General features: G+C 53.5%; 20 protein-coding genes. 12 read left to right on the forward strand and 8 right to left on the reverse strand.

Features of this window, described 5'->3' with window-relative positions; all coding sequences use genetic code 11:
* Positions 1 to 32: 32 nt before the first annotated feature.
* A complete protein-coding gene (locus tag Q0O07_RS07190; RefSeq protein ID WP_295492037.1) occupies positions 33 to 950 on the forward strand; it encodes a hypothetical protein in 918 nt (305 codons plus the stop codon).
* An 80-nt stretch (positions 951 to 1,030) separates the two neighbouring features.
* Positions 1,031 to 2,011 (forward strand): hypothetical protein, encoded by a 981-nt coding sequence (locus Q0O07_RS07195; protein WP_295492038.1) that lies wholly within the window; start codon positions 1,031 to 1,033, stop codon positions 2,009 to 2,011.
* Between the two features lie 95 nt (positions 2,012 to 2,106).
* Here Q0O07_RS07195 and Q0O07_RS07200 read toward each other — a convergent pair whose 3' ends face one another.
* Positions 2,107 to 2,769: an FkbM family methyltransferase gene (locus Q0O07_RS07200; RefSeq protein WP_295492040.1), complete on the reverse strand. Its 663-nt coding sequence runs from the start codon at positions 2,767 to 2,769 to the stop codon at positions 2,107 to 2,109.
* Between the two features lie 239 nt (positions 2,770 to 3,008).
* Here Q0O07_RS07200 and kdsA point away from each other — a divergent pair, with 239 nt between their 5' ends.
* Genes kdsA through Q0O07_RS07235 form a run of 7 tightly spaced genes read left to right on the forward strand, consistent with a single transcriptional unit; the run spans position 3,009 to position 9,711 of the window.
* Complete coding sequence (gene kdsA / locus Q0O07_RS07205; protein WP_295492042.1) at positions 3,009 to 3,851, forward strand: 3-deoxy-8-phosphooctulonate synthase; 843 nt, start codon at positions 3,009 to 3,011, stop codon at positions 3,849 to 3,851.
* Positions 3,852 to 3,853: 2 nt separating this feature from the next.
* Positions 3,854 to 4,642 (forward strand): hypothetical protein, encoded by a 789-nt coding sequence (locus tag Q0O07_RS07210; RefSeq protein ID WP_295492044.1) that lies wholly within the window; start codon positions 3,854 to 3,856, stop codon positions 4,640 to 4,642.
* 1 nt (position 4,643) lies between these two features.
* Complete coding sequence (locus Q0O07_RS07215; protein WP_295492046.1) at positions 4,644 to 5,384, forward strand: hypothetical protein; 741 nt, start codon at positions 4,644 to 4,646, stop codon at positions 5,382 to 5,384.
* A complete protein-coding gene (locus tag Q0O07_RS07220) occupies positions 5,381 to 6,469 on the forward strand; it encodes a GSCFA domain-containing protein (protein WP_295492048.1) in 1,089 nt (362 codons plus the stop codon). Before Q0O07_RS07215 ends, Q0O07_RS07220 begins: the two co-directional genes overlap by 4 nt.
* A gap of 49 nt (positions 6,470 to 6,518) precedes the next feature.
* The gene (locus Q0O07_RS07225) at positions 6,519 to 7,562 is read left to right on the forward strand and encodes a bifunctional 2-polyprenyl-6-hydroxyphenol methylase/3-demethylubiquinol 3-O-methyltransferase UbiG (protein ID WP_295492050.1); all 1,044 of its coding nucleotides are present in this window, start codon (positions 6,519 to 6,521) and stop codon (positions 7,560 to 7,562) included.
* A 20-nt stretch (positions 7,563 to 7,582) separates the two neighbouring features.
* Positions 7,583 to 8,716, forward strand: coding sequence for an NAD(P)-dependent oxidoreductase (locus Q0O07_RS07230; RefSeq protein ID WP_295492052.1), 1,134 nt, complete (start codon positions 7,583 to 7,585; stop codon positions 8,714 to 8,716).
* Complete coding sequence (locus Q0O07_RS07235) at positions 8,713 to 9,711, forward strand: FkbM family methyltransferase (RefSeq protein WP_295492054.1); 999 nt, start codon at positions 8,713 to 8,715, stop codon at positions 9,709 to 9,711. Before Q0O07_RS07230 ends, Q0O07_RS07235 begins: the two co-directional genes overlap by 4 nt.
* 5 nt (positions 9,712 to 9,716) lie before the next feature.
* On the opposite strand, the gene Q0O07_RS07240 is transcribed toward Q0O07_RS07235, so the two are convergent.
* The 6 genes from Q0O07_RS07240 to Q0O07_RS11230 are packed head-to-tail and all read right to left on the reverse strand — an operon-like array spanning position 9,717 to position 19,339.
* Positions 9,717 to 11,918 (reverse strand): glycosyltransferase, encoded by a 2,202-nt coding sequence (locus Q0O07_RS07240; protein ID WP_295492057.1) that lies wholly within the window; start codon positions 11,916 to 11,918, stop codon positions 9,717 to 9,719.
* The gene (locus Q0O07_RS07245) at positions 11,915 to 13,432 is read right to left on the reverse strand and encodes a hypothetical protein (protein ID WP_295492059.1); all 1,518 of its coding nucleotides are present in this window, start codon (positions 13,430 to 13,432) and stop codon (positions 11,915 to 11,917) included. Before Q0O07_RS07245 ends, Q0O07_RS07240 begins: the two co-directional genes overlap by 4 nt.
* Positions 13,429 to 15,750, reverse strand: a complete 2,322-nt coding sequence (locus Q0O07_RS07250; RefSeq protein WP_295492061.1) for a hypothetical protein — start codon at positions 15,748 to 15,750, stop codon at positions 13,429 to 13,431. The genes Q0O07_RS07245 and Q0O07_RS07250 overlap by 4 nt, the downstream gene beginning before the upstream one ends.
* Positions 15,751 to 15,757: 7 nt before the next feature.
* Positions 15,758 to 16,396, reverse strand: coding sequence for a hypothetical protein (locus tag Q0O07_RS07255; protein WP_295492063.1), 639 nt, complete (start codon positions 16,394 to 16,396; stop codon positions 15,758 to 15,760).
* Positions 16,389 to 18,086, reverse strand: a complete 1,698-nt coding sequence (locus Q0O07_RS07260; RefSeq protein ID WP_295492065.1) for a hypothetical protein — start codon at positions 18,084 to 18,086, stop codon at positions 16,389 to 16,391. The genes Q0O07_RS07255 and Q0O07_RS07260 overlap by 8 nt, the downstream gene beginning before the upstream one ends.
* Complete coding sequence (locus tag Q0O07_RS11230; protein WP_367271061.1) at positions 18,083 to 19,339, reverse strand: glycosyltransferase family 4 protein; 1,257 nt, start codon at positions 19,337 to 19,339, stop codon at positions 18,083 to 18,085. The genes Q0O07_RS07260 and Q0O07_RS11230 overlap by 4 nt, the downstream gene beginning before the upstream one ends.
* Positions 19,340 to 19,449: 110 nt before the next feature.
* Here Q0O07_RS11230 and Q0O07_RS11235 point away from each other — a divergent pair, with 110 nt between their 5' ends.
* The 3 genes from Q0O07_RS11235 (at position 19,450) to Q0O07_RS07270 (ending at position 22,122) form a co-directional block, all read left to right on the forward strand.
* The gene (locus Q0O07_RS11235) at positions 19,450 to 19,539 is read left to right on the forward strand and encodes a hypothetical protein (protein WP_367271057.1); all 90 of its coding nucleotides are present in this window, start codon (positions 19,450 to 19,452) and stop codon (positions 19,537 to 19,539) included.
* A gap of 331 nt (positions 19,540 to 19,870) precedes the next feature.
* Positions 19,871 to 20,224, forward strand: coding sequence for a hypothetical protein (locus tag Q0O07_RS11240; protein WP_367271058.1), 354 nt, complete (start codon positions 19,871 to 19,873; stop codon positions 20,222 to 20,224).
* 1,214 nt (positions 20,225 to 21,438) lie between these two features.
* Positions 21,439 to 22,122 carry a hypothetical protein gene (locus tag Q0O07_RS07270; protein WP_295492069.1) on the forward strand — a complete coding sequence of 228 codons (684 nt, stop codon included), beginning with the start codon at positions 21,439 to 21,441 and terminating at the stop codon, positions 22,120 to 22,122.
* Positions 22,123 to 22,159: 37 nt separating this feature from the next.
* Here Q0O07_RS07270 and Q0O07_RS07275 read toward each other — a convergent pair whose 3' ends face one another.
* The gene (locus Q0O07_RS07275; protein ID WP_295492071.1) at positions 22,160 to 22,912 is read right to left on the reverse strand and encodes a DUF5672 family protein; all 753 of its coding nucleotides are present in this window, start codon (positions 22,910 to 22,912) and stop codon (positions 22,160 to 22,162) included.
* Positions 22,913 to 22,914 lie beyond the last annotated feature (2 nt).

The following is a 22,914-nucleotide window of genomic DNA, read 5'->3' on the forward strand; positions in this document are numbered from 1 at the left end:
CAGAATTGCCGCTAAGAAAAGGATACTCATAAATGGCTCGGATTGATCGCCACCCTGGTGTTAAGGACTATATTCTCGAACTTTCTTTGTCCGAGATCGCCGCGCGTGGGGGTATTGCCGACCTCTTTGAGCAGGGCCATCTGGTCTTAGTCCGTGACTATCGGCTGCCATTAGACTTCTCCCCAATCGCTTCGATGGAAAAGGAATTGGATCGAGTCCTTGAGCCCGAGATCCGGCGCCGCGTGAAAAAGTTGACGACTTCCGCATTTCTCGAAGGTGAGCCTCCCGTGCAGCGTTCGCTCTTTGATCGCAGTGGTCCGGCTTTGCGGTTTAAGGATCCCTTGCGGCAGTCGATTTTCGACGTGCTATGCCGAGGCGATCAGAGCCTGTTCGAGGCCGTTTCAAAGACGCTGCGTAGTGCTCAAGACGAGATTGTTAAGATTTTCGGAACCTGCTTCCCCGGCTATAACCCATTTCGATTCATCCCAAGCATTCGGCTCATGCAGACGTTTTTCGAAAACCTGCACTGGGACAACCATTCCATCGATGACGATTTCCACCAAGCTCGCATTTTCGCAAACCTCGATAGCCGTCCCCGGATTTGGCACATCAGTCACCATTCCGACGATTTCATGCGGCAAATTTATGAAGAGCACGATCTGTCTCGCTTTGTTGGAAAGGACCCTAACGAACTACTTGAATTCATCCACGCCGATTTGCTGGGCGGGACCCGTCAGACGTGGATGGAAAAACTACCCAAACACAAAGTTGCGTTCGACCCAGGGGAGGTCTGGGTCGCTGAATCGCGTCTGATTTCGCACCAGATCTATTACGGGGAAGCTGCTTTGGTTTTCATGTGGTTTATGCGTGCGGATGACATGGCCAGCCCTGAAAACCGCTTCAACAAAAGAATTGAGGCGGTGCATAGCGCAATGGCGGCGCGGGGCTAGTTGGAAACAAAGCTTTTTATATTAATGCACTATATAATTGTATATATCGACAGAAATGCCGAATGCGGGTATCGTTAAGAATGTCTATCCTGATCTTGCATATCGGTCAGCCAAAAGCTGGGTCATCAGCCATTCAAAAGTATATTGCCAAAAAAAAAGATAAATACCGTGATCGTTTCGGCATTTTAATGATGCCTGATTTGGGTCGCGATGTGCTGGGCTTCTACAACGGCTCGGTAGATGCCTTAAACAGGTTGGATGATTTGGATTTCTCTCCCAAAACTTCGATTACTTCTTTTGAGTTACTATGGTCTAAAGTCGACGATTTGGTTAAGCTTCATGCTTTAAAAAAGCGCCTGTTAGAACATTTTACAAAAGTTAACATTATAGTGTATCTTCGCAGACAAGATGAGGTATTTATCAGCGGATATTATTCGCGTTGCTTAAGAGGCCAATCCGAAAGATTCTCTGAATTGAAATTTACGCATTCAGCTAGTTTCGATTATAGGCGGCGATTGGGCCTTTGGGCGTCTGTATTTGGCAGGGGTTCGTTAACGGTGCGGCGCTACGGTCCCGGCTATTTGTTTGCAGATGACCTTTTCCAGGACTTTTGTCGAACAGCGAAGATACCCTATATCCATACGGTATTTACCGGTGCAAACCGCAGTCCCTCTGCGAAAACCATTGAGTTGATTAGACTACTTTCTAAAGAATTCGAACCGAGCGTTCAGCGCAAGCACGCAATCAAGGCGATTGTAGACGCAGAAATTACGGGAGTAAAGCTTGGTTTGTCTGCCTGTGAGCGGAGGGAGATCATTAATTTATACGAAGCTGACAACAACTACGTGGCAAAAAGGTTTTTGGGTAAGAGCAAACTATTTGACCATCCGATCCCGAATGATGGGCTCGAATATCCCACACTCTCTTCGCTTGAAGTCGTTTCGATGATGCGGCAAGTTCTGCGGCAATCCGGCAAGGACGAAGATTTATTTGCAGCTGAAGCCAAAGCTAGCATTGACGTCGTCAATGCAGCATTTATTCGTCAATTCCGAAGCGTTTAGGACCATATGATTAGAGCTTCCATTTAGGTACAGGAACAAAACTCCATACTCTAAAAAAGGCAGATAGTATCCAAGAAGCCCGGCACGACATTTTTTCAGAAGGCGTATATGCGATCTGCTCCTACCTTCTCCCTAGGATGCATGCCAAGGCCAATCAAAAACTCTGAGGCCATCGCGATATGATCGATAGACCCCCCTTTCCCACCGATTGGCTTTTCCTCGATCAGCACAACCGGCCTACAGCGCAGCAATGTCTCCGAACTGCCTCGCAAAGCTATTAATTCACTGCCCTGAATATCGAGTTTAACTAATCCGACAGCTTTAAGATCTAGGCTGTCGATTGTTACCATTTGCACCTCCTCGATCATATCCGGGTTGTCAGCCGGTATGGGGCAGTCAACTAAAGCGTGGTCGCAGACAAAAGCGCCTCCAACGTTCTTGGGCGTGCGCTGAATATGGATAGACCTAGCTTCTTCGCCGACCGCAATTTTCATAATCTCAACATTGCTGGGAACATTCAGTTCTAGGCAGGCAACGTTTTCTGCGACCGGTTCGATGGCTACCACTTTGATAAAGCGAGTTGCGAAATGTCGGGAGAAGATGCCAACGTTTGCTCCAACGTCGATGCAAGTTTCCCAGTTTGTGACATACTCAAGCGCCTTGTCGCGCTGGGGCTTTTGATAGGCGCCAATCGCTTCGCCATATTGCATGAAATGCTGCTCGCTATCGGGAAAATAGAGTTCTCCTATTAGCTTCATCTTGCCCTCCATATCATAGCTACACGCTGACCAATCTCGTGTCTTCGCGCACAACCGCGTGCTTACACCTGATTATAGCTCTCGTAACCTTTTTGCGACGATAGTGAAAGTGGTATAGCGCAAATTTTTTATAGCTAGACTCTTGTTGAAGTTGATTGCTATTTACGGCATCTCATTTATCAGCGCCAGTTGTAATTGAGACCGTGATAAGCGGTTTTTTATAATGAATGGGAAACGTTTTGATTCAGGTTATTGAAGTCGCAAACGGGGTCACTGTTAGCAACAACTTACCATTTGTCCTAATCGGTGGTATGAATGTAATTGAAGATCGCGATATCGTGATGGAAGTTGCAGAGCGCTTTGTTGCGGTAACTCGCGATTTGGGCATTCCTTATGTTTTCAAGGCTTCGTTCGATAAAGCCAATCGTTCCTCGATCTCTTCTTTCCGTGGTCCGGGCCTGGACGCTGGCCTTGCGGTCCTCGCGGAGGTAAAAGCCCGCTTCGGCGTACCCGTGCTTACCGACGTTCACGAGCCCTACCAGGCGGCACCTGCCGCCGAAGTGGCCGATATCATTCAATTGCCGGCATTCCTGGCCCGCCAGACCGACCTAGTGACAGCTATGGCGCGCACTGGCGCTGCCATCAACATAAAGAAGCCTCAATTTCTGGCTCCCCAGGAAATGCTCCATATCATCCGCAAATGCCGAGAAGCTGGGAACAGCCGGGTAATGCTGTGCGAGCGTGGCTCGAGTTTCGGCTACAACAATCTTGTCGTCGACATGCTTGGCATGGACATGATGAAGGAATATGCTCCGGTGATATTCGATGCGACACATGCGCTGCAACGGCCAGGTGGGCGTGCTGACAGTGCCGACGGGCGTCGGGCACAAGCTGCCGCGCTTGCTCGTTCAGGCATGGCACTGGGGATTGCTGGTCTGTTCCTCGAAGCTCACCCGGACCCGGAAAAGGCCCTTTGCGATGGGCCATGCGCTTTGCCGCTTGATCGCCTACATGGTTTCCTTGAGCAGATGCTGTTGGTCGACCGCTTAGTGAAGTCTATGCCGCCAATTTTGACCGTGTAGCCATGATCGAACGATTGCAAAGTTGGGCGGAGCGCCTGAGTGGTAAAGCACAGCAAACGCGCATCATGATCTTTGGCGACAGCCATACTGTCGCCATCGAGCAGGCAATTGCTTTTCGGGCAGATAATCCCGATCCCGTCTTACCTCCGCTGGAGCTGTTTCGTTTACGCAAGGTCAAGGGTGAAGTTTGGCTTGGCGATACCGGATTAGATGAGTTCTGCAAGAAGATTTCCCGCTTGCGACCAACCGATGCGGTTTTCTCTGCGATAGGAGGCAATCAGTATGCCATCCCGAGCACGGTGCGTGCGCCGCCTTATTTTTACTTAGTCTCTAAAAACACGTCACAAGTCGGGGTGAATTTTGAAGAAACCATCATACCCGTGCGCGTTCTGGAGAGCTACATTTCCAGTGGCGTCACCAATTCCGATGGGCCTATGTTACAGAAGATACGGTCGGCGACGCACTCGCGGGTGTTTCATCTTACCCCGCCACCGCCCAAGGAAGACAATGAATTCATCAAGCGTTTTCATGAGAAACGGTTTGCAGCGGAAGGGCTGGGAAGATTAGAGCCGCATTCACCGGAATTGCGGCTAGCGTGCTGGGAAATGCAACATAAAAGCCTCACGTATTTTTGTTCCAAAGTTGGGGTCGAATTGCTGCCGCCGCCAACTGCTACAGTTTGCCCGCGCGGTTTTCTCGATAAGCATTATTATGGTAAGGATGTAACTCACGCGAATCGCCGATATGGCGAGCAAGTGTTAAGGCAGATTGCCTCAGTGATGGGTGGGTAGGATGACCAAAGCTGTAATCGTCGGACAAAGCCACACTGTTTGTATGTCCGCAGCCGCGGCGGCCACTCCAGGCTGGGGCCAGTTTCCAGTTTATCGGGTACGAAGTGGGGATAAGCTAAGTGACCCAGACGCGCTATCGAACGATCAGGCAATCGATCTGGTTCGAAAGCTAAATGAAAACGTCGATGTATTCCTCTCGATCCCGGGGACGTATCACAACATCCTCGGCTTGGTTCGGTCCCGGCTGGATTTCGATTTTTTCCTAAACCCGGAAGATCGTCTGCTTGATTTAGACTACCTTGTGCCGCGAAGGGTCATTACAAGTGCATTCGACATGCATCTTGAAACTGAGGCACTTGTGCCGAAATTGAAAGGAGTTGCGGCGGGCCGGGTCTATGTGCTGGCCTGCCCACCACCAAAGCAAGACAATGCATTCATGATGCAACGATTGCTCGCGAAATGGAATAAGCCGTACCGAGGTCAAGACATTGCAGCCTGCGGCCTAAATCGCCCGGAGTTGAGGCGCAAACTTTGGTTAATCGAATGCGAGAGAACTAAATTCTGGGCTGAGAGCATGGGTCTCGATTTCTTACATGCTCCACACGCAGCCTTGAATGACGAGGGGTTTCTAGCGGAACAATATTACGCCGAAGATGCGACCCATGCTAACGAAGATTATGGTCTTTTGATTCTTAAACTTGTTGCCTCTGTTACCAATCAAAACAAGGGTCTGCTTAAATGACCAAACCACATCCCTACAACTCCGCCCCAGCGCACAATTTCTGGCGACGGTCGGTCGCTGAGCTCGATCCAGGTTTGGTAGACCCTGTCGTCAACTTTCCAATTCGTATAGACTCGGACATGCGGGTTGCGACAGCAGGCAGTTGTTTCGCGCAACATATCGCGCGGTACCTACGCAACAGCGGTTTCAACTACTATGTTACCGAACCGGGCCATCCGATCTTGCCCGAATCTGTCCGAACAAAAAACAACTATGGGCTGTTCACCGCGCGCTACGGCAATATTTACACTGCTCGGCAACTGGTCCAGCTGGTCGAGCGCGCCTATGGTAGCTTCGCTCCAGCGGAGTCTGTATGGCAGGAAGCGGACGATGTCTTCCTTGACCCGTTCCGGCCTTCTAGCCAGCCAGGCGGTTTCATCACAAAGCTGGAACTTGAACTCGATCGGGCCCAACACCTTGCGGCTGTCCGCGAAATGCTAGAGACTTTGGACGTGTTTGTTTTCACACTCGGCCTCACGGAATGCTGGGTGTCGAGACATGACGGTTCTGCTTTCCCGGTCTGCCCAGGCGTGGAAGGCGGAGCCTTCGATCCCGATCGCTACATGTTCTATAACCAGACGCTTGATGATGTCATAGCGGATATGACGAAATTCCTGATGGCTCTGGCCCGGGTCAACCCAAAGGCGCAGGTTATCCTTACAGTCTCGCCGGTTCCCTTGGCAGCTACAGCTCGGCATGATCAGCACGTTCTCACGGCGACAACCTACTCCAAGGCGGTACTCCGCATAGCGGCAGAGACGCTAGCGGCACAGTTCCACCACGTCGCCTACTTTCCATCCTACGAAATTATCACCGGTGCATTCAATCGTGGTGGATACTATGCTCCTGATCTGCGCAACATAGTGGAAAGTGGAGTTTCCCATGTAATGGGACTTTTTATGAAGCACGCGACAATATCGCAAACCGAAGTCCAGGCAGAAAAGGACGAACCTATGCGCGGTACGGGCCAAAGTGATGCCTATTTCGAGATGGTGCAGCACGTGGTCCAAGTCGAATGCGACGAAGCCGCGCTTGATCGGCCATAAGCGACGCCTACCACCCTACGAACAGTTCAACTAAGTCTGGAACAATCCATTGAACCTTTTTGATCTCGCCCGACGCCAGGATACTAACCTCTTGCTCGATGGCGAGGTAGTCGCCTCGAAACGATCCTATGCAGATGGCGTATGGCGCGGTTTGGCTATCTCGTCTGGTGCATCCTTCAGGATCTCCGATATTCGACGGTTTGTATCGTTTCGTCACTTTCCCGAGCAAATCGGTTGGCGTTTCTCCGTTCCTCCTGGCGGCAGAGCTAGTTTGCGCTTGTTGTCTCAGACGAACCAAAGCGTTTTAGGTGAGGTGGAATTCGCTGAGGGGGTTCACCCGGTAACAATGCCATGGCCACTTGTGCCCTGCGGCGCGATCGATCTGGATGTTTCGTTCAATTGCTCCCAAAGCCAGCCGTTGTTTATCGGCAATCACCGCCTTTTGTCGCGGCAATGGCTTTATGACAGCTGCACCGGCCGGGGAGTTGAGATCGGACCGGGTCCCGTGCCCCAGATTTTACCCCAATCGGATCGTGACGTTTCGTATCTTGAGCAGATGCCGGCAGAGGAGTGGAACAGGCTCTACAATGGGGGCGGCAAGTACCCGATCCGCCCCGAGCTCTGGTCCAACTACATCGTCGGGGATGCCTCAGAACTCCCAGTGCCTGACGGCTCGCTCGATTTTATTTTCGGTAGCCATGTCTTTGAACACTTAGCTAATCCCATCGGCCATCTGCAGCGGTGGCATGCAAAGCTAAAAAGCGGCGGCAAGGTTGCCATGGTGGTCCCAGATCTTCATGGCACGAAGGATTCGATCCATCATCGCTGTTCATTGGACAGCATGATCGACGAATTCCGGCGCTGCATCTGGTCGGCTGAACCCGCCCATTACTCGCGCCACTTGCGACGCAGCGTCGATGATCCACGCCTGATTGCGCTCATGGATCGCGGGGAATCAATTCATGTCCATTACTACGATAACATAAGCTGCCAGCAGTTGCTCGATTTCGCTGTTCGGGAGTTGGGCTATGTAGATTATGTTATCAATCACACGCCCAATCACAAGGACTTCCATTTCCTGCTGGTTCGTTAAAATGCGTTTGGAGGCCTAGAATGTCGCAACTAGTACTAGTCACTGGAGGTGCAGGGTTCATCGGTACCCATCTGGTTCGAAAGCTGCTCTCTGCTGGCTTGCGGGTCCGAATCCTCGACAACCTGTCGCCGCAGGTTCACGGTGCCCATGCAACGTCTCATTATGTTCCGCCGCCGGGAGCCGAGTTCATCCTAGGCGATGTCACAAGCCGTGTCGTTGTCGAACGGGCGGTCGACCAAGTGGAAACAATCGTGCATCTTGCGGCCGAGACTGGAACGGGTCAGTCGATGTACGAGATTGATCGCTATTACCGAACAAATGTCCAGGCGACTGCGTTGATCTTTGATCTGCTTCGAAACAATGATTGCATACCAGTATCCAACTTTATTCTAGCTTCTAGTCGATCCGTTTATGGCGAGGGCGCCTATTATTGTGACGCTTGTGCGGGGCGCTGCTTTCCGTTGCCGCGCAAGCAGGCACAACTGGAAAGGCGTGATTGGGAACCACTTTGCAATGACTGCGGCGGTGCTCTGGAACCGATCCCGACCCGCGAGGATGACAAGCTACAACCATCCTCGATCTATGCAGCAACCAAATTGGCGCAAGAGGAACTTGCTCGCGTCGCGGCTTCGGCTCAGGGGCTGGCCCATTCGATACTGCGGTTCCAGAATGTCTATGGCGAAGGGCAATCGCTGGCCAATCCTTACACTGGGATCCTCTCGATCTTCTCGACGCGGATTAGATTGGGGCTGTCCTTGCCGATCTTCGAGGATGGCGCAGAAACGCGCGATTTCGTCCATGTAGACGACGTGACCGATGCGGTATTGGCCAGCGTCATGAACCCGGCAACCGAGGGGGTAACGGCGAATGTTGGGTCGGGTCAGGCGACCTCGATCATGCGGGTCGCGACCTTGCTCGCACAAATCATGGAGGCGACGCAGCCACCACATGTCAGCGGAGCTTATCGCGTGGGAGACATCCGCCATAACTTTGCCGATCTTGGTCGATTGCAGGCAAACTTCGGGGTCACTCCCTGCATTCCGCTTGAGGAGGGCCTGATCCGGTTCGCGGACTGGGTGGCAACTCAGCCCATTCCAGAAGATCAACTCGACAAGGCCAATGAAGAACTTCGCAAAAGAAAGTTAGCTGGATGACCAAATGGCTCAACCTATTTCGAAATCGGCCTGCGGCTGAAAAGCTGCCGTCGCCGTCGCCAGAGGCCCAGGCCGCTGCTCCGGGAAACGAACTGCGGGTCCAGACGAAATGGCTTGACCAGACTTATGCCGTGGTCGAGCATCATGATCAGTCCATGCGCTTTGCCACGACTGGTAAGTCCAGTTTCAAACGGGTTCGCAGCCTGTTCGAAAAGGAACCAATCACCCTAGCCTGGATCGATAGCTTTGGGCGCGAACAAGTGCTCTACGATGTCGGTGCGAATGTTGGCATGTACACAATCTATGCTGCGATTATGCGCCAGGCCCAAGTCTACTCTTTTGAACCTGAAGCGTTAAACTACGCTGAACTCAACAAGAACATCTACCTAAATGGGCTGCATGGCCAAGTGATGGGATATTGCTTGGCCCTTTCTGATGTCGACAAGATCGATCGTCTGCTGCTGAGTGACTTCGGCCTCGGTATTTCCTATCACGACTTCGAGGAAAACAGCTGGACCGAGGACAAGAAATTTTCGCCGGACTGGATAGTAACCCGCAATGATCGCAAGCCACAGGGTTGTATCGGTCGTCGGCTCGACAGCTTGGTCGCCGACGGGCTGCCGTTTCCGGACCATATCAAGATCGATGTCGATGGCCTCGAACACCGCGTCGTTTCAGGGATGACGGATTTGCTCAGAAACCCAAAGCTCAAAACTATGCTGATTGAGATCAATTTTGATAACCCGAAGAACTTGGCCCTGATCGATGATCTTGTTGCGCTGGGCTGGCGCTTTTCCTGGGCACAGCTTCGTATCAACCGTAAGGTCAAGTTTACGGTCGAGCAGATCAAGGGTTATCAAGCGCGGGGCGTAGGAGGTCTGAACTACATCTTTTACCGCGACGCAATCTATGACAGCTTTTTTGCGAATGTCTTTGAACGCTATGTTCCGGGGGTCAGTTTAAATGTGGAGGACCTAATTCCTGTCTGGACCTAACCCCTTCAATTGCGCCGCTGCGCTGCAAGTTGTGTTGCAAGTTCGAATTTTTGTAGCACTTGCCGAGTGAGTAAGTCCTGAGAATAGTCGCGTGTCAGCTTTTGCTGGGCAGACTTTACCATTTGGAACCTTCGTTGGGGATCGTTAATCAACGATTGTAAGGCAGAGACCCAATCTTCGTTGCTCTCAACTACGGTGCCGCAATTATCAGCGCAGCAGCGGTCATACGCGGTGCCGGCACTGGCGACCACAGCAGTGCCGATGGAAGTGTAGTCGACCCACTTTGTGTCCGCCTTAACAACGTTGAAGGGTGTCTGGCGAAGCGGAGCGAGGCCGATATGCCAGCGCAGCTGTTGAAATGCCTCGACAAATGCACCATAGTTGCTGACGCGGGGAATAGCATGAACCCGGTCTCCGAATTGCTGGAGTTCCGGCGGCATAGCCATTGACCCGAACAGTTCGAAGCGGACTTGTGGGTTGTGTCGCAAAATTTCGGACAGCGCAGGTATGAGGTCTTCAAGCTCTGGCGCCTTGTCGTTACCCATGAAACCAATAACGCTAACATCCGAGAGCTCTGCGGGAACCACGACCTGCCCGCTGCAATAAATCGCGCCGGCACTGACCCGTTGATCAAAACCAAGATCAGCGAGCCGCTGCTGAAGCCGACCGGTTGAAGTATAAACAAGATCGGCTTGCTCCAACAATTCCCGAACTGCACTCGTCCGCTCCGGTCGGTTGTGCTCGGCGTACTTAGGTCCAATCTCGGGCGGAACATGAAGTAGATCGTCATCGATATGGAAAATGACCGGGACATGCGAGGCTTGCAAGCCGGCAATTAGTTCTCCAGCCAGAGGGCCACTATAGCGGCAGAAGACTGCTAGATCCGGAGAAATTGAATCAATTAGATTTTGGACGATCTTGTTAAGTTCTTCGGCTACCGTGGCTTTACCGATCATGGCTTTGAGTTCGGCCTCTGTAATGACCGTCAGATCCAGCCGGTCCGCATCGGCAAGCAGTTGTAGCGGCTTGATGAAGCTGATCTCCACGGTGGGAATAACGGCGTTAGAGATGAGTAGAATGCGGCGCGGTCGCTCGAGAGCTTGATTGTCGGGCTGGCTGAGTAGGCCGTGTACTAAAGTGAGCAAGCGTTCACGGACAATGGTCGGGTCGACTGCTAGGTGATTGCGGTCCAGAAATTCTTGCTGGCGTTTACGGAACGGCACTGGATCACGGACAGCGGCGTCAGCAAACGCGATCCAGTCGTCAACGGAGGATACCGCAGCGAGCCCGGCATAACCTGTGACGTCGATCTGCCCGTCAGCGTCCTGCCAGACAGCAGTTGGAATGTCCGCCATAACCATATCGATGAGCACCGAGGACGGTGCGGAGATGCCGAAGGCGAACCTTGCTAGGTCGGTCTTGTACATGGCCGAATTGGCTAACTCGAGGTTATCGGGCAGGGCGATGTTGTTCTTAAGGACGAATTGGCCGCCCGGATGGGGACGCAGCGCGACGCGTCGGCCCTTGGCGGCCTGGCTGGTGGCAAATTGCCGAATTAAATCGATGTAAGTCGCCTGGAAGTTACCAGTTGTCCGCATGCGTACGGAGTGCAAATTTTCGCAAACAAGGCCGATTTCTCCCCCACCGGCTTCGCGCCGACGATTGAACAGGCGATTGAGGGCGAGTGGCGGCCCCAACTCGAAGAACTTGGGACGTTCCGAGTCCGCCATGTGGGTCATGCTTGCTAATGGACCCCAGCCACAAATTACATCTGCCGCGAACCGCACCCGAGCGCCATGGGCCAGGGTTTGCTCCACGTTCTGGCGGAAGCCGACACATTCATGTCCGTGCTGCACGGTTATCCGGACAAAGCTGTTCGGCATGGCCATGAACGCCTCGTGATTGGTCTCGTGAGCGGGAAGGTCTGTCTCACTGGCGCTAAACACTAACCCATGCTCGTTCTGAAGTAGCCCGTAAACCCTGCTAGGTGCATCAAACCCGGCAAGTTTTGCACGGCAAAGGCGAGCAAGTTCGATCAGTTCAGCCTGCCATACACCCGTCTGGTCCCGCCGACGAAGCTTGTGCGATCGCAGAAACATAAGTCGGTAGGGTGTTTCGTTCGCCAGCACACGGGCGATCGGGCGAAGGATATTGATATCTTGGATCAAGTCGAATAAGAAAACGATTGTGGGTTTCTGATGGCTCATTGGCCGTTCTCCCTCTCCGGTTCAGCAACAGTCAGCGGCATTTCATGCTCTGAAACAAGCAGGTAAGTTTGCGGAAATACTTCGCGATAAACCTCTTGAGTTGCGCGCATCAACGAGGAGAATGTCAGGATCCGCGCAGCTCTGCTTTTCCACATTTCCGGCGTTGCAGTTGCAAGTTCGCGACCGGCCGAACTGTCGGGCAGCGGCACAATATGGCTGTACCCGTCGACACTGCGCGCGAGTGGTTGGGCACTCTCGCGCCATTGGTCGGCCAGCCGGGCATAGCCCTCGCGGCTCACCCGCAACTCCACGCTGCCAGCCGGCTCGAATTGGGCAATCTCGGCATGGAACGGCTGGTGGTAAAGGGAGTATGGGGAACCTAGGGACAGCCAGCCAAGGGATTTGCAGAGCCGGTGTATCGATGATGGCGAGGACGAGCCATGGATGATACCGCGCATGGCGCGGTCCTCCACGCTGCACGCTGGCCGTTGGGTCAGGCCATCGAAGAAGTGGATTAGTTTGATCGCTTCCTGCGCCGGATCAGCAATCTTGGCGAAGCGCGCGGCAAGCGCGTCGAGCGATCCGCCATTCAGCTTCAGAGCGCCGCGCGCCAGATCATCGACCAAGTCTGGGCCTGATCGATAGATGAATGATCCGAGGGCCTCGTAAAGCGGGAAACCAGGACTAAAGACTTGTGCACCGCGTGCGAGGGCAGAGACCGCGCGGTTGAGCGACTTCGCAATGCTGAAGTTTTGGAAATTAACCGGCAGAAAAGCAAGTAGGGCCCGGTCAAGGGAAATAGCTTCGCCAGCCTCGGACCACTCCTCGACCTGCACCTGTGCGGGCAAGGTCTGCAGTGCGCCGAGGACAGCCTGATCAATTGCATCAGAGTTGGTCAGGACTTTCAGTCGAACTTGCCAGCCAGCTTGACGGAGCACTTGGAATTCAGCCCCAAATGCAACAACATCGTGCAGCCCCACAGGAAAGACGGGGTTATTGCCGTGCCCGAACCAGACCGCCTCTAAGGTGCGGCTCTCCTGAGCCTGCAGGAGCCTTGCCCCAATCGAGCTATCAACGATTGTCCTTGCGACAGGATCGTGCGGATCGTTCATCACATGGATAGGGACTTGGGGATCGGAGTCGCGCGCAATGGCTGACATCCGTTCAGTGGAGCATAGCAGAAAATCGACACGACCAATCAGTGCGCGCTGGAACACGCGGTGCACGAACGTGGCACTTTCTTGGCCACTAAAATAGTCGTCAAATAGATCGAACCCAACCAATGCACCTGCCTCGCGCAGCATGTCAGTCAGCATGAGTGCGCCGACGTCCTGACACTTGCTGAACAGATAGATGTCAGCGTTCAGGCGCAAGCCCTCATTGATGCTCGAGATCGGATCAATGGCGAGTTTCCAGCCAAGGGCGTTGAGTTCGCGCTTCAGGCGAAGGTAACGGATGCGCGTGCCAGCGCTGTTGAGCCAATCGGCTGACCGGACCAGAATCTGAATTTTCACGGCAACAACCTGATCAAGTAGGTCGCGCTGTCGCGCGCACGACCTGCCTTAAATGCGTCTAGGCTTGCAGGAGAGACTTCCGTAAATGGATCTAAACTTACGGCGGCGGCCCTTACAATAGTCGTAAAAACAGTTTGGAGCCCCCGGTCACGACAAAGGCTGGCGAGCTTCGTTGCAACATCCGCGGGCTGGTTCACCTGGTCTGCGGTCTTAAACTCTCGCCATAGGTCAGCACGCAACGCCATAATGCGGGGGTCGACCGCCGCCACGGCAAATGTCGCTGCTGGAAAGAACCTTGCAATGGCCTCGTCAGCGGGGCCAGGCGGGTCGAAAGTACAATCAAGCACCCACGGCGCCTGCATCACCTCTTTCACACCTTCTTCAGAACACGATATACCGATGGCACAACTCGCCGCTCCAATTTCATTGGTCCTGCACAGGTTAGCGAGCGCCGCAAATGTCCGAGGGTCATGCGGAAAAACTGCTGTATCAAGTTTGACAAGGACGTCATCCTGCGCTGGGCTAATTGCTTCTGTTTCCGTATCTCCTGCAGGAGTTCGAAACGCGATAGGGAATTCAACCTCAACAGGCCAAGTGATGTCTGACTGGGTCGAGATGACTGTGACCCCGTCAATAGCAACTCCCAATTGCGTGCTGATGGCCAACAGGCAGAGATCGAGTTGACCCTGCGTGCCGCTATGGGTAACGATAACTTGTAACTTTGGTGGGCGAATTTGTTTTGTTTGGACCGGCAATTCGAGGTCGGGGGACAGAGGCATCAACGCATCCACTTGCCAGACAATCTCATCAAACGTCCGGATGGCGCTAGGAAGGCCGACCTGCTGAGCTGGGCTCTGGCTGCGACTGCCTGGCTCCCAGCGGGGCTGTGGCAAAGGCAAGGCAGGATGCGTAAGTTCGTGCATGGCGTCAGTTGTAAATGGAAGGCAGGCGAGGACTGCTTCAGCAATGTTCCTACCAGGCACAATGCAGAAGGTCGCAGCACCAACTTGGTTGTTGTCGAAAGCACCGCACAGGGAGGCGAGCGAGGGTAGGCAATCGGCAGGGATTACTAATGCGGCACCGCCCCTGCGGCGAGCGGACAGGGCAGGATCGAGCGATGTAACCCCAAGTCGATCAGCAACCATTGCCGAACCGGTCACTTCTCCGTCGGCCAATAATTGCGTTCCGAAATGCATGCCCAGCGCAATTACTACGGCCGGATCGAAAATATGTTCAGATCCACTAGCGCCCCGTAAATCGACCTTGATCCGGCCCAATAGCAGGGGCTGGGTACCGAATAGAGCTGCGGCCAATTCGGCATTATAGCAAGCCATCGCATCAGACTTCTGGCCCTGAAGGCTGACCGCGTGCATCTCCGCATGGTGAAGCCCGCCCCGGTATAATGAAGGGAACATGGCCAAGGCCGTTCGAACCACTTTTCCATCCGAAGCCAGCCAAGCCAACAGAACAGGGCTGAATGGGTTTTCCAAGCTAAGCCGAACCAGGTTCGCTGAACTTGCTGCAACCTGATCAGCTACCCGACATGTCCCGCCGGAAGAATCGGACTGGAAGGCGACAATCCGGTGCGCGCCCGAGACTTCTCCGTCGATACGAAGCAGTAATTGCCGAGCGTGGACGAACCAACCATCGACCAGCAATTCCAATCCTAGTAGAACTGGATCAGGAGTTTGCCATTTGGCGATAGTTGTCTGCCTTGCCCCAGGCACCGTTGCCAAAAACATCTTGATCCGGGACTGGTCTGAGCCTTTAGCAAGCTTGGCGAGCAGGACTGGTTCGATGTTTGTGAGCGGTTCCGAGCTTGTAACCTGCGCACCGAGTTGCTGCCAACCAAGCGCCTGGGCCTGCCAGCTTGCATCATAATCGTTGGCATAAGGGTCCGCGACTTCGGTAGGAGGCGATGGTTTACCCATGTCACCTTGACCGAGGTCGACGTCGTCATTGCGGCCAGGTTGTAACGGCTTGATCGACCGCCCTTCATTTCGCCCATGCTCCAGGTAGTGCACCAGGGGATTGGCACCTGAACGTGCGACATCTACATTCCGTCGGAGATACCATCTGGCATCGAAGTGGGGGCCGGGGTTACGCCCTTCCGCACCGCCATGGAGAATAAAATGGTAAATCGGGTCCTGACCTGCCTTTGCCACGTCGGGATAGCGATGTAGATACCATTGCTCATCAAACAGTGCAGTCTGGCTAACAAGCTGCTTAAGCCTATGGAGTTCAGCAATCTGTCCCTTGCGGGTGAATCGGAACCAGCTTGCAACCGTGTTGAGTGAACGCTTTAACACCTTTTCCATTCTCCAATCAGGATACTTCGGCCGACTGTTCGTCGAGACAGGCATAGGTGTTGATACTTGCAGCGGCAGCATCCATTCCCTCCACCACCAAAGACCGGGCAGCCTGCTGCGACTCTTCAAGAAGCGTTGGGAGGGTGCTCCAGTTATGCGAGTAAATCGCGCCAGACAGAGCCGCGTCGATAGCAAGCAACAGAGCCAGATCAGCACCTGTTTGTCCGCGGTCAAATAAGATGATCCCAGGGGCATGCACCAATGAGTGGAAGGGAGCATCTAAGCTGCCAAAAGCTTGCGAAAGTTCGCCGAGATCGGCTGCCATCTCGCAGCGTACCAATGCTACTTGGGTGATTTCGGAATATGTGACAATGAGCTGCCACAGACTGAACAGCGCGTAGCTGTCGCTCGTCGAAGCCATGGCCTCTTCGTTTGCTCCGATCATCGCCGCCAGCGACTCAATCCGAGCAAGTGCGGCAGGATAGCCGGCAGCGAGGTTAAGAACCTGTATCCCTTTTGGCGCTGTAGTTTTTTTGGTTGTTGCAAGAAAGGGCCGAACCCCCGCCTCGACTTCGCTGGGAAACCAGTCAAACGCCGTTTCCGGATTGCTGGGATCATGTGGACAGACGAGCAATGCAATGACGGCATCAGACATAGTCTTTACCCTCGTGCTTTTGCATGTTTCGCCATGCCTCGCCGTTGGCAAACTCTTCTAACGTGAACTGCGACCAAGCAAGGTGAGCGAGCCAGCCGTCTCGTTTCGGGTAACGAGGCGCTTCTATCATGCCAAGGTCGGTCCAGCCGATTGGAGCGGCAGCACTGGTTGCGGACACAAATACTGGTGTGCCCAGGCAGGCAGCTTCAATTGCAACATTGGAAGAGTGCGTAACCAGCGCGTGAGCATCTTGTAAGGCCTCCGGGAGCGTAACGAATTGCTCTCCAGCTCGAGGCTTGGTCCGGATGACGATCGGCCGATCCGTTTCGAGCCTCAGTTGAGCGAGCGTTTCTCCCAGCCAATTTTCACAGCCATGCGCCGCAGCAAAAAAATCAGTTGGCGGGCAGACAATGATTGAGCGGCCTGATTTGCGCCAAGGCTCGATTGTGACGTCGAGTTTTTTGAGACGGTCGCCCGAACATTTTCGCACTAGTCCTGCCTCGTACCCATTCCGGGTGATGCGGTAGGAATTGCCATGCCCGCGATCGAAATAGGCGTGGTCGATGTAATAAAAATGTAGCCCTTGGGCTTTTGCCCGGGCAATGATCTCGTTGCTGCCTCGCAAAACGCCCCAGACGACCGGGAAGGAGTGCATCTCGCCGGTCTGCGCGAGCTCGTCTTCCGCATAAGCTAGTCTACAACCCGTCCCTCGTGCAAATGCGGAAACCACAGGATTCCCAGCTCCACCGCGATTTAGATAAGCACTCAGCGCCCAAGGTTGGATTGCAGTGGCCGGTGTTAGTGCGGCTACAGAGCATTGACGGACGCCACTTTCGCGTCCGAGTAAATGGATATCTAGGTGCCGTTCCGTGGAAGTCGTAAATCGGGGCGGCAGTTGGATTGCAAGTCCGGTGGTATCGCGAAACATTGCCGATTGTAGCGCTATTATCGTTGATCGACCATCATCGTTCTTTGTCGTAACTGCGATTAGGTCGTGTTCTGATACACTGGCAACTACCAAGCTATGTTGCCGGAATAAGGCTTCGGTTATGCCCTCCTGAGGCCGTTCTGGGATTGGTTCTGAAACGGGCTGGTCGCTTGACAAAGCGATTTCTGTCAGGGCCCTGAAATGACAACTCAGGTGTGGCAAAGCCCGGTCATAGCTCGCTCGGTCCCGTTCGCCGGCCAAACCACTCCAAGTCCCGCCGACGGGCCTACTTAAGTCGGACAAGCCGTCCAGCGCAGTAATGGCAGGTAGGTTTAATCCGTTGGTTTCAAATCCGGCGGGGTACTGGAACTCGACCAGTCGAGTAGATGTCGGCATGTGCTTCACTGTTGCCCGCCATTCTGCTTCGGTTGTAATTGTTAAGAACCCGCCCCAGCCGACGCGCATCGCATCGGCCCAGGCCAACCTTGCACCGATGCGGTTCGGCAAAACAATTACAACAACTGGCAACAGGTCGCGAGCTTGAAGCAGCTGAAGAAGCCCGACATAAAGCAAAACGTCTTCAACACATTGAACGGGCACCGCCACGTAGACCCGCGGCAGGGAGGGATCCGGCAGCTCTGACTGGCGGCGGTTAATCCAGGCTTCCCAAATTGCGCGATGCTGTTGCCACCGTTGGGGGTTCTTGGCCAATATTAGTCGGCGAAGCGCGGCATGCCGGACAAGGTCCATAAATCCTGTCATTGGGCCAGCTCGACAATCTTGGCGCTGAACCGATCCCAATCATATGGTTCGACGGTCGAGCGCACATCTGTTGGTAGCGCAAACGCCTTTTCGATTAGGTCTGCGACCATTTCAACACTGGCATCGTGGTCGAAGATAAAGCCATTTTGGCCTGGGGTTATCAGATCATGCGCGAAGCCAGTATTGCTAGCAACCGGGACAGCATTACACATCATTGCCTCGATTAGCGGAATCGGGCCGCCTTCAAGGCTCGAGATCGATAGGAACACATCGAAAGTCCCATAGATCCGAGGATAATCGCGATAGGGTGCGGATAGATAGGTAAAATTAGGTAGCGCTTGAAGTTCCTCGAAACGGGCATAGCGCTTCCAGTTGCGTCCCAGCAAGGTGAACTGCCGATGAGGGAGCGCCTTAATTACCTCCAGCATCAGATCTGGATTCTTGCGCTCGTAGAAAGAAGAGGACATACCAACGCAGCCATTGTCCCGGTTATGTCCAAGAAATAATTGCGGGTCTGCAGCGCCAAGGACGACTGTAGCCCGTTCCGGCGGCAAGCCACGCTCTATCCAGACCGCCCGGTTGGTCTCGCTGGTGAAGATGACGCGAGTTGCCCGGCCGAACAGGTCCAAACTGCGAGCGATGCTTGCCGGCGTCTCCTCCCGTGGGTGGGTATACCAAAGGAAGATCTTGCTCGCAGCAATCTCCTCAGGGAAGCGTATGTCAAAGCTATCGAGCAGCGTGAAATGGCTGAAGAACAAATTCTTTGCTGGTGGCGGCCGTGTCCGGTGTCCGATTACCTGCCAGCTGGCTGGCTGCCGCGAACCGATCTCCTGACAGATCGCGTCCAGTATCCAGCCGCGCGCATTGCTGTGGATGACAAAGGCCCAGTCAACCGAGCCGTCCAGATTCATGCGCGGGGGATGCGGGCCGGGCGGTGCGCGTGTCGTACCTTCGTCGACCGCTTCCTGGGTTGAATAAATGCTAAAGTCGCGATTTAGGGCCTCGCGAAATTCGACTACCTCAACATCAAACTTACTTGCTAAATCAACCATTGCCTTACCAAATTTGGTCCCACAGTTGCCAATGACCACGCAGCTGCATTGCTCAAGCTCACCGTCAAAGCTGGGCAATTTGCCCGAGAAGAACCTGGGCAGACACCGCGCCGCATGAAGCGCACTCGCAAAACGGGGGTTGGCTTCTAACAGATCCATCGAGACAAGCATTTCATAATCCAGCCCAGGCGTGCCGTTCATGGCTTTGATTGCGAGGAGTGCGTCGTCCAGCTTGTCGTTGGCGACTAGCACTAGTATCACGGCGGAACGACCGGCATTTGCATTCCATATCAGGTTTTTGCCAATGGCTCGTGTCAGTAAGTTTGACCAGATACGCGAGAGCGTTTCGGGCGTGTAACGTGCCAGAATGCGCTTTGCATCGTTCATCTTTATGGCAATAAGATCCTGGTTCTCTGGCCTGAGGCAGATGTCAAGGCAACGCTGCATATTGCCCGTTAGAATCACGTCCTCGAACTCGGCCAAGGCGGTGGAGTTATTGGCGATTACCGGCACGCCGCAGGCAAGAGCCTGAACTATGCGGTTTGCGGACTTAACTGCGCTGAAGTCATCGGTTCCGGTCGTAAGCAGGGCTGCGTCGGCGCTTTGCAACTCACTGTAGACTGCTGATCCGGACCACGGAACATAACGCGTTGGGAAGCCGCATTTATCCACAAGTGCGTTGTAAACACTACGGCTGTTGCTGACCACTACCAGCTCCAGTGGGACCATCTGATGAAATTCGCGCAACGACTTCAGCCAACTTTTCAGGCTGAAAATCCCAAAATTGCTATGGGTGCTGCCGTAATTCCCGAACCAGACGATCCGCTTCAAATCCGATGCCACGATCGCTGGTCCCTGCCAAACCGAGTTTATGGGCATTGTGGAGATAGTGCGGGGCGCGAACCCCGTAACGAACTTTGTAGTCGCCTCAAACAGTTCGCTGTTCTCGGCAATATCTGGGATGACGTGGCATCTGCAGGTAACCTGAGACCCCGCAAGATAGCCTTCGATCCGTTCGGCCATTGCCGCGCTTGGTACAATTATTCCGGCCAGAACCGGCGCGATTGCCCGCAGAGCGGTGATTGATTGCCCAGGGTCAGCACCACTTGCATAATGCGGATGAACAAGATCGTCGCAAAGATCAAGGAATACTGGTTTTCTTTTGTACTCTGCTAGGGCGGCAATATCAAACACGGTCCGGTCGAGGCGCTTGACCACGATGATCGCATCGAGACTATCAATCTGTTCTTTCAGATCCTGATACCTAGTAAAATACACGCTCTCGAATTGTTCCTCCAAGACGCGCGCAAAATGAAAACAGCGGAAACGCGCACTAGCTGAATTGACATCCACCTTCAACAATAGCCAGCCCAAGCGGGGCCGTTCAGCTTTGCGGGTTCGAAAAGCGGGAGCTTTTAGGGTAGCACCCGGAAAATGCAACTGCAAGCTGGATGCCTTACGCGTCATAATGCGAGGACCCTATCACAGCGAGTTCCCAAAACCCGGCGTCCAGCTGCGCAATTCGAAACGGAAGGGTGCACCACATTGATATTTTCAAGACTTTCAACGGCCGAACCCAGACCCAGCAACGGACGACTCTACGATTGTAGGTTAATTGATGAACAGCACTTTTTATTAGGTCCTAAGTTTAAAAGCTCAAGAAATAAATCGTCTGTTAAAGCCATAAATCACCAAAAATTTTTGTACTTTCGCTTGAGCCAGAGAAAAACTCGACCTAGAAGGGGACACATCCAATCAGCGTCGCATCGCGACTTAAGTCTAAATGACATGCTCGGGACACTTAATGATGACAAGCAAACCGAAAGCGCCCGTTATAAGAGGATCCGAATTTGCGGATCTAGTTGCGCGGTATGATCGCGAGAGGCTCGATCATTTGAGGCAGATTGATCTGTTGGGTCTCAAGGTGCGGCAATACCGCCAGCTGGCAGACGATGCCCAAGCCAGGGCGTCGATGCTCCAAGCGAGGATGGATCGCCATATGGCCCATTGCGATCGAGACGAAGGCGCCGTCCAGCGGCTTAAGGCGGAATTGCAAGAGGCCAATTCTAGGCGTAAGGAGCAAGGGTCGGTTATCGCGCGCCGCGAGGAGAGGATTGCGTCCCTTCTAGCCGCTGATAAGTTTACCACTCTAGCCGCTGATAAGTTTACCACCGAAACCGAGCGGCCTCGATTGCCGATAATGTTCAGAATCCCTAGTTTTCTGCGCTCGAAAATTGACAAAGCCGCGAGGTGAGTGTGGCCGCTATGGTATTTTGATTTGTAAACGAGGATTAAGCGGAATGAAGCAAAAGATTTTTGTGGGCTATGACAGCCGGGAAGACATCGCATGGCAAGTTGCCCGCCACTCACTCTTGCGGCATGCCGCTGATGAGATCGATGTCATTCCGTTGCGCCAAGCTGCCTTGCGCGAATTGGGTTTGTATACCCGCCCGTATGACCCGATGTCGTCGACAGAATTCTCGCTTACCCGCTTTCTTACCCCCTATCTCGCGTTCGTACATGGCTGGGTGTTGTTCTGCGACTGTGATTTCCTGTTTACGACTGACATTGGCCAAGTTTTCCGTCATCTCGATCCGAACAAAGCACTCTATTGCGTCCAGCATGATTATACACCGGCCTTCGACATCAAGATGGATGGGAAGCAGCAAACATCTTACCCGCGCAAAAACTGGTCGTCATTTATGCTGTTCAACTGCAGCCATCCCGATGTGAAGGCACTTACGCCTGATGTGGTCAATAGTGCAACGCCCGCATTCTTGCACCGCTTTGAATGGATCCACAACGAGGATCATATTGGATCGCTCCCGCTCGACTGGAATTTCCTTGAAGGTGAATATCCTAAACCACAGACGGTCCCGCGTGTGATCCATTATACCAACGGCGGGCCATGGTTCGAAAATTGGGAAGAAGTTGATTATGGTGATCTTTGGTTAACCGAGCGTGACCTCTATCTGAAGCCGTAAGAGATGAAGGCCACTGGTTTACTTATAAACTTTTAGCTCAGCAAAAAAGTTGATCCATTAGTATCCGCAGGGCTCGTCGGAAACCTTGGCGATGTCGAAGCATCGGCCAGATTAGCTTTCTGAGATTTGGTGCCAGTGCGCTCCGATTATCAAGCATCTGGTAGATACTCCAAAAACCGTCAGACCCGGCTTCAGTCGGTAGGTTAAACACTCCGTGAAAGCCGAATTCAGTTCCGACGCGCTCCGTCCTCTCGTATGAAAAATGGACAGCGATCGAAGGAGAAGCAAAGCGCACTCCGAACTCCTCTTCCAGCCGCGCCCGGTGTGTTCGGCAGATGGCAACGTCTTCAGGATGTTCGGCAAGACCTAAAGAACAACATGCATCCAACAGCCGTTTGCTTCGCAGCGAAAAGCCGCCGTTACCAACAATTGCACCGTCGGTGAACTGCGGCCATACCGCACCGATGTAGTCGAACTCCATGAAAGCCGGGTCCCAAGCCTCTGGATGCAACACAAAGCCATCCCATTGCACCACCAACACGTGGCTAGTGGTGATGTATTGTACCATTTCGGAGAGTATGAAGCGTGAGTAGCCAGCTGAGCTCTCCAGATTAGAAATGTGTTGAACTGCGATGCCCTCTGGAGGAGGTGCAAGGATCTGATCTGTAAGCAACAAAGCGGCCCCAAAATCGCATAAGGTCATGCTATGCTGCATGGCAGCCACTGTTGCCGCTACATTGACCGAGGTTGCCGCACAAAGCGTAACTTGGGGCAGGGATATCCGCGCCATAG

Origin of the sequence: Sphingorhabdus sp. EL138 (genome assembly GCF_945890115.1) — a bacterium.
In the GTDB taxonomy this organism is placed as follows: Bacteria; Pseudomonadota; Alphaproteobacteria; order Sphingomonadales; family Sphingomonadaceae; genus Sphingorhabdus_B.

Coding starts and splice junctions, on each gene's coding strand:
- Q0O07_RS07255 (WP_295492063.1), bottom strand. CDS start 16,396: ATGTCTGATGCCGTCATTGCATTGCTCGTCTGTCCACATGATCCCAGC.
- Q0O07_RS07215 (WP_295492046.1), top strand. CDS start 4,644: ATGACCAAAGCTGTAATCGTCGGACAAAGCCACACTGTTTGTATGTCC.
- Q0O07_RS07250 (WP_295492061.1), bottom strand. CDS start 15,750: ATGGAAAAGGTGTTAAAGCGTTCACTCAACACGGTTGCAAGCTGGTTC.
- Q0O07_RS07235 (WP_295492054.1), top strand. CDS start 8,713: ATGACCAAATGGCTCAACCTATTTCGAAATCGGCCTGCGGCTGAAAAG.
- Q0O07_RS11230 (WP_367271061.1), bottom strand. CDS start 19,339: ATGAACGGCACGCCTGGGCTGGATTATGAAATGCTTGTCTCGATGGAT.
- Q0O07_RS07220 (WP_295492048.1), top strand. CDS start 5,381: ATGACCAAACCACATCCCTACAACTCCGCCCCAGCGCACAATTTCTGG.
- Q0O07_RS07240 (WP_295492057.1), bottom strand. CDS start 11,918: ATGAGCCATCAGAAACCCACAATCGTTTTCTTATTCGACTTGATCCAA.
- Q0O07_RS07210 (WP_295492044.1), top strand. CDS start 3,854: ATGATCGAACGATTGCAAAGTTGGGCGGAGCGCCTGAGTGGTAAAGCA.
- Q0O07_RS07190 (WP_295492037.1), top strand. CDS start 33: ATGGCTCGGATTGATCGCCACCCTGGTGTTAAGGACTATATTCTCGAA.
- Q0O07_RS07200 (WP_295492040.1), bottom strand. CDS start 2,769: ATGAAGCTAATAGGAGAACTCTATTTTCCCGATAGCGAGCAGCATTTC.
- Q0O07_RS07275 (WP_295492071.1), bottom strand. CDS start 22,912: ATGGCGCGGATATCCCTGCCCCAAGTTACGCTTTGTGCGGCAACCTCG.
- Q0O07_RS07230 (WP_295492052.1), top strand. CDS start 7,583: ATGTCGCAACTAGTACTAGTCACTGGAGGTGCAGGGTTCATCGGTACC.
- Q0O07_RS07260 (WP_295492065.1), bottom strand. CDS start 18,086: ATGACAGGATTTATGGACCTTGTCCGGCATGCCGCGCTTCGCCGACTA.
- Q0O07_RS07195 (WP_295492038.1), top strand. CDS start 1,031: ATGTCTATCCTGATCTTGCATATCGGTCAGCCAAAAGCTGGGTCATCA.
- Q0O07_RS07270 (WP_295492069.1), top strand. CDS start 21,439: ATGAAGCAAAAGATTTTTGTGGGCTATGACAGCCGGGAAGACATCGCA.
- Q0O07_RS11240 (WP_367271058.1), top strand. CDS start 19,871: ATGAAATTCGCGCAACGACTTCAGCCAACTTTTCAGGCTGAAAATCCC.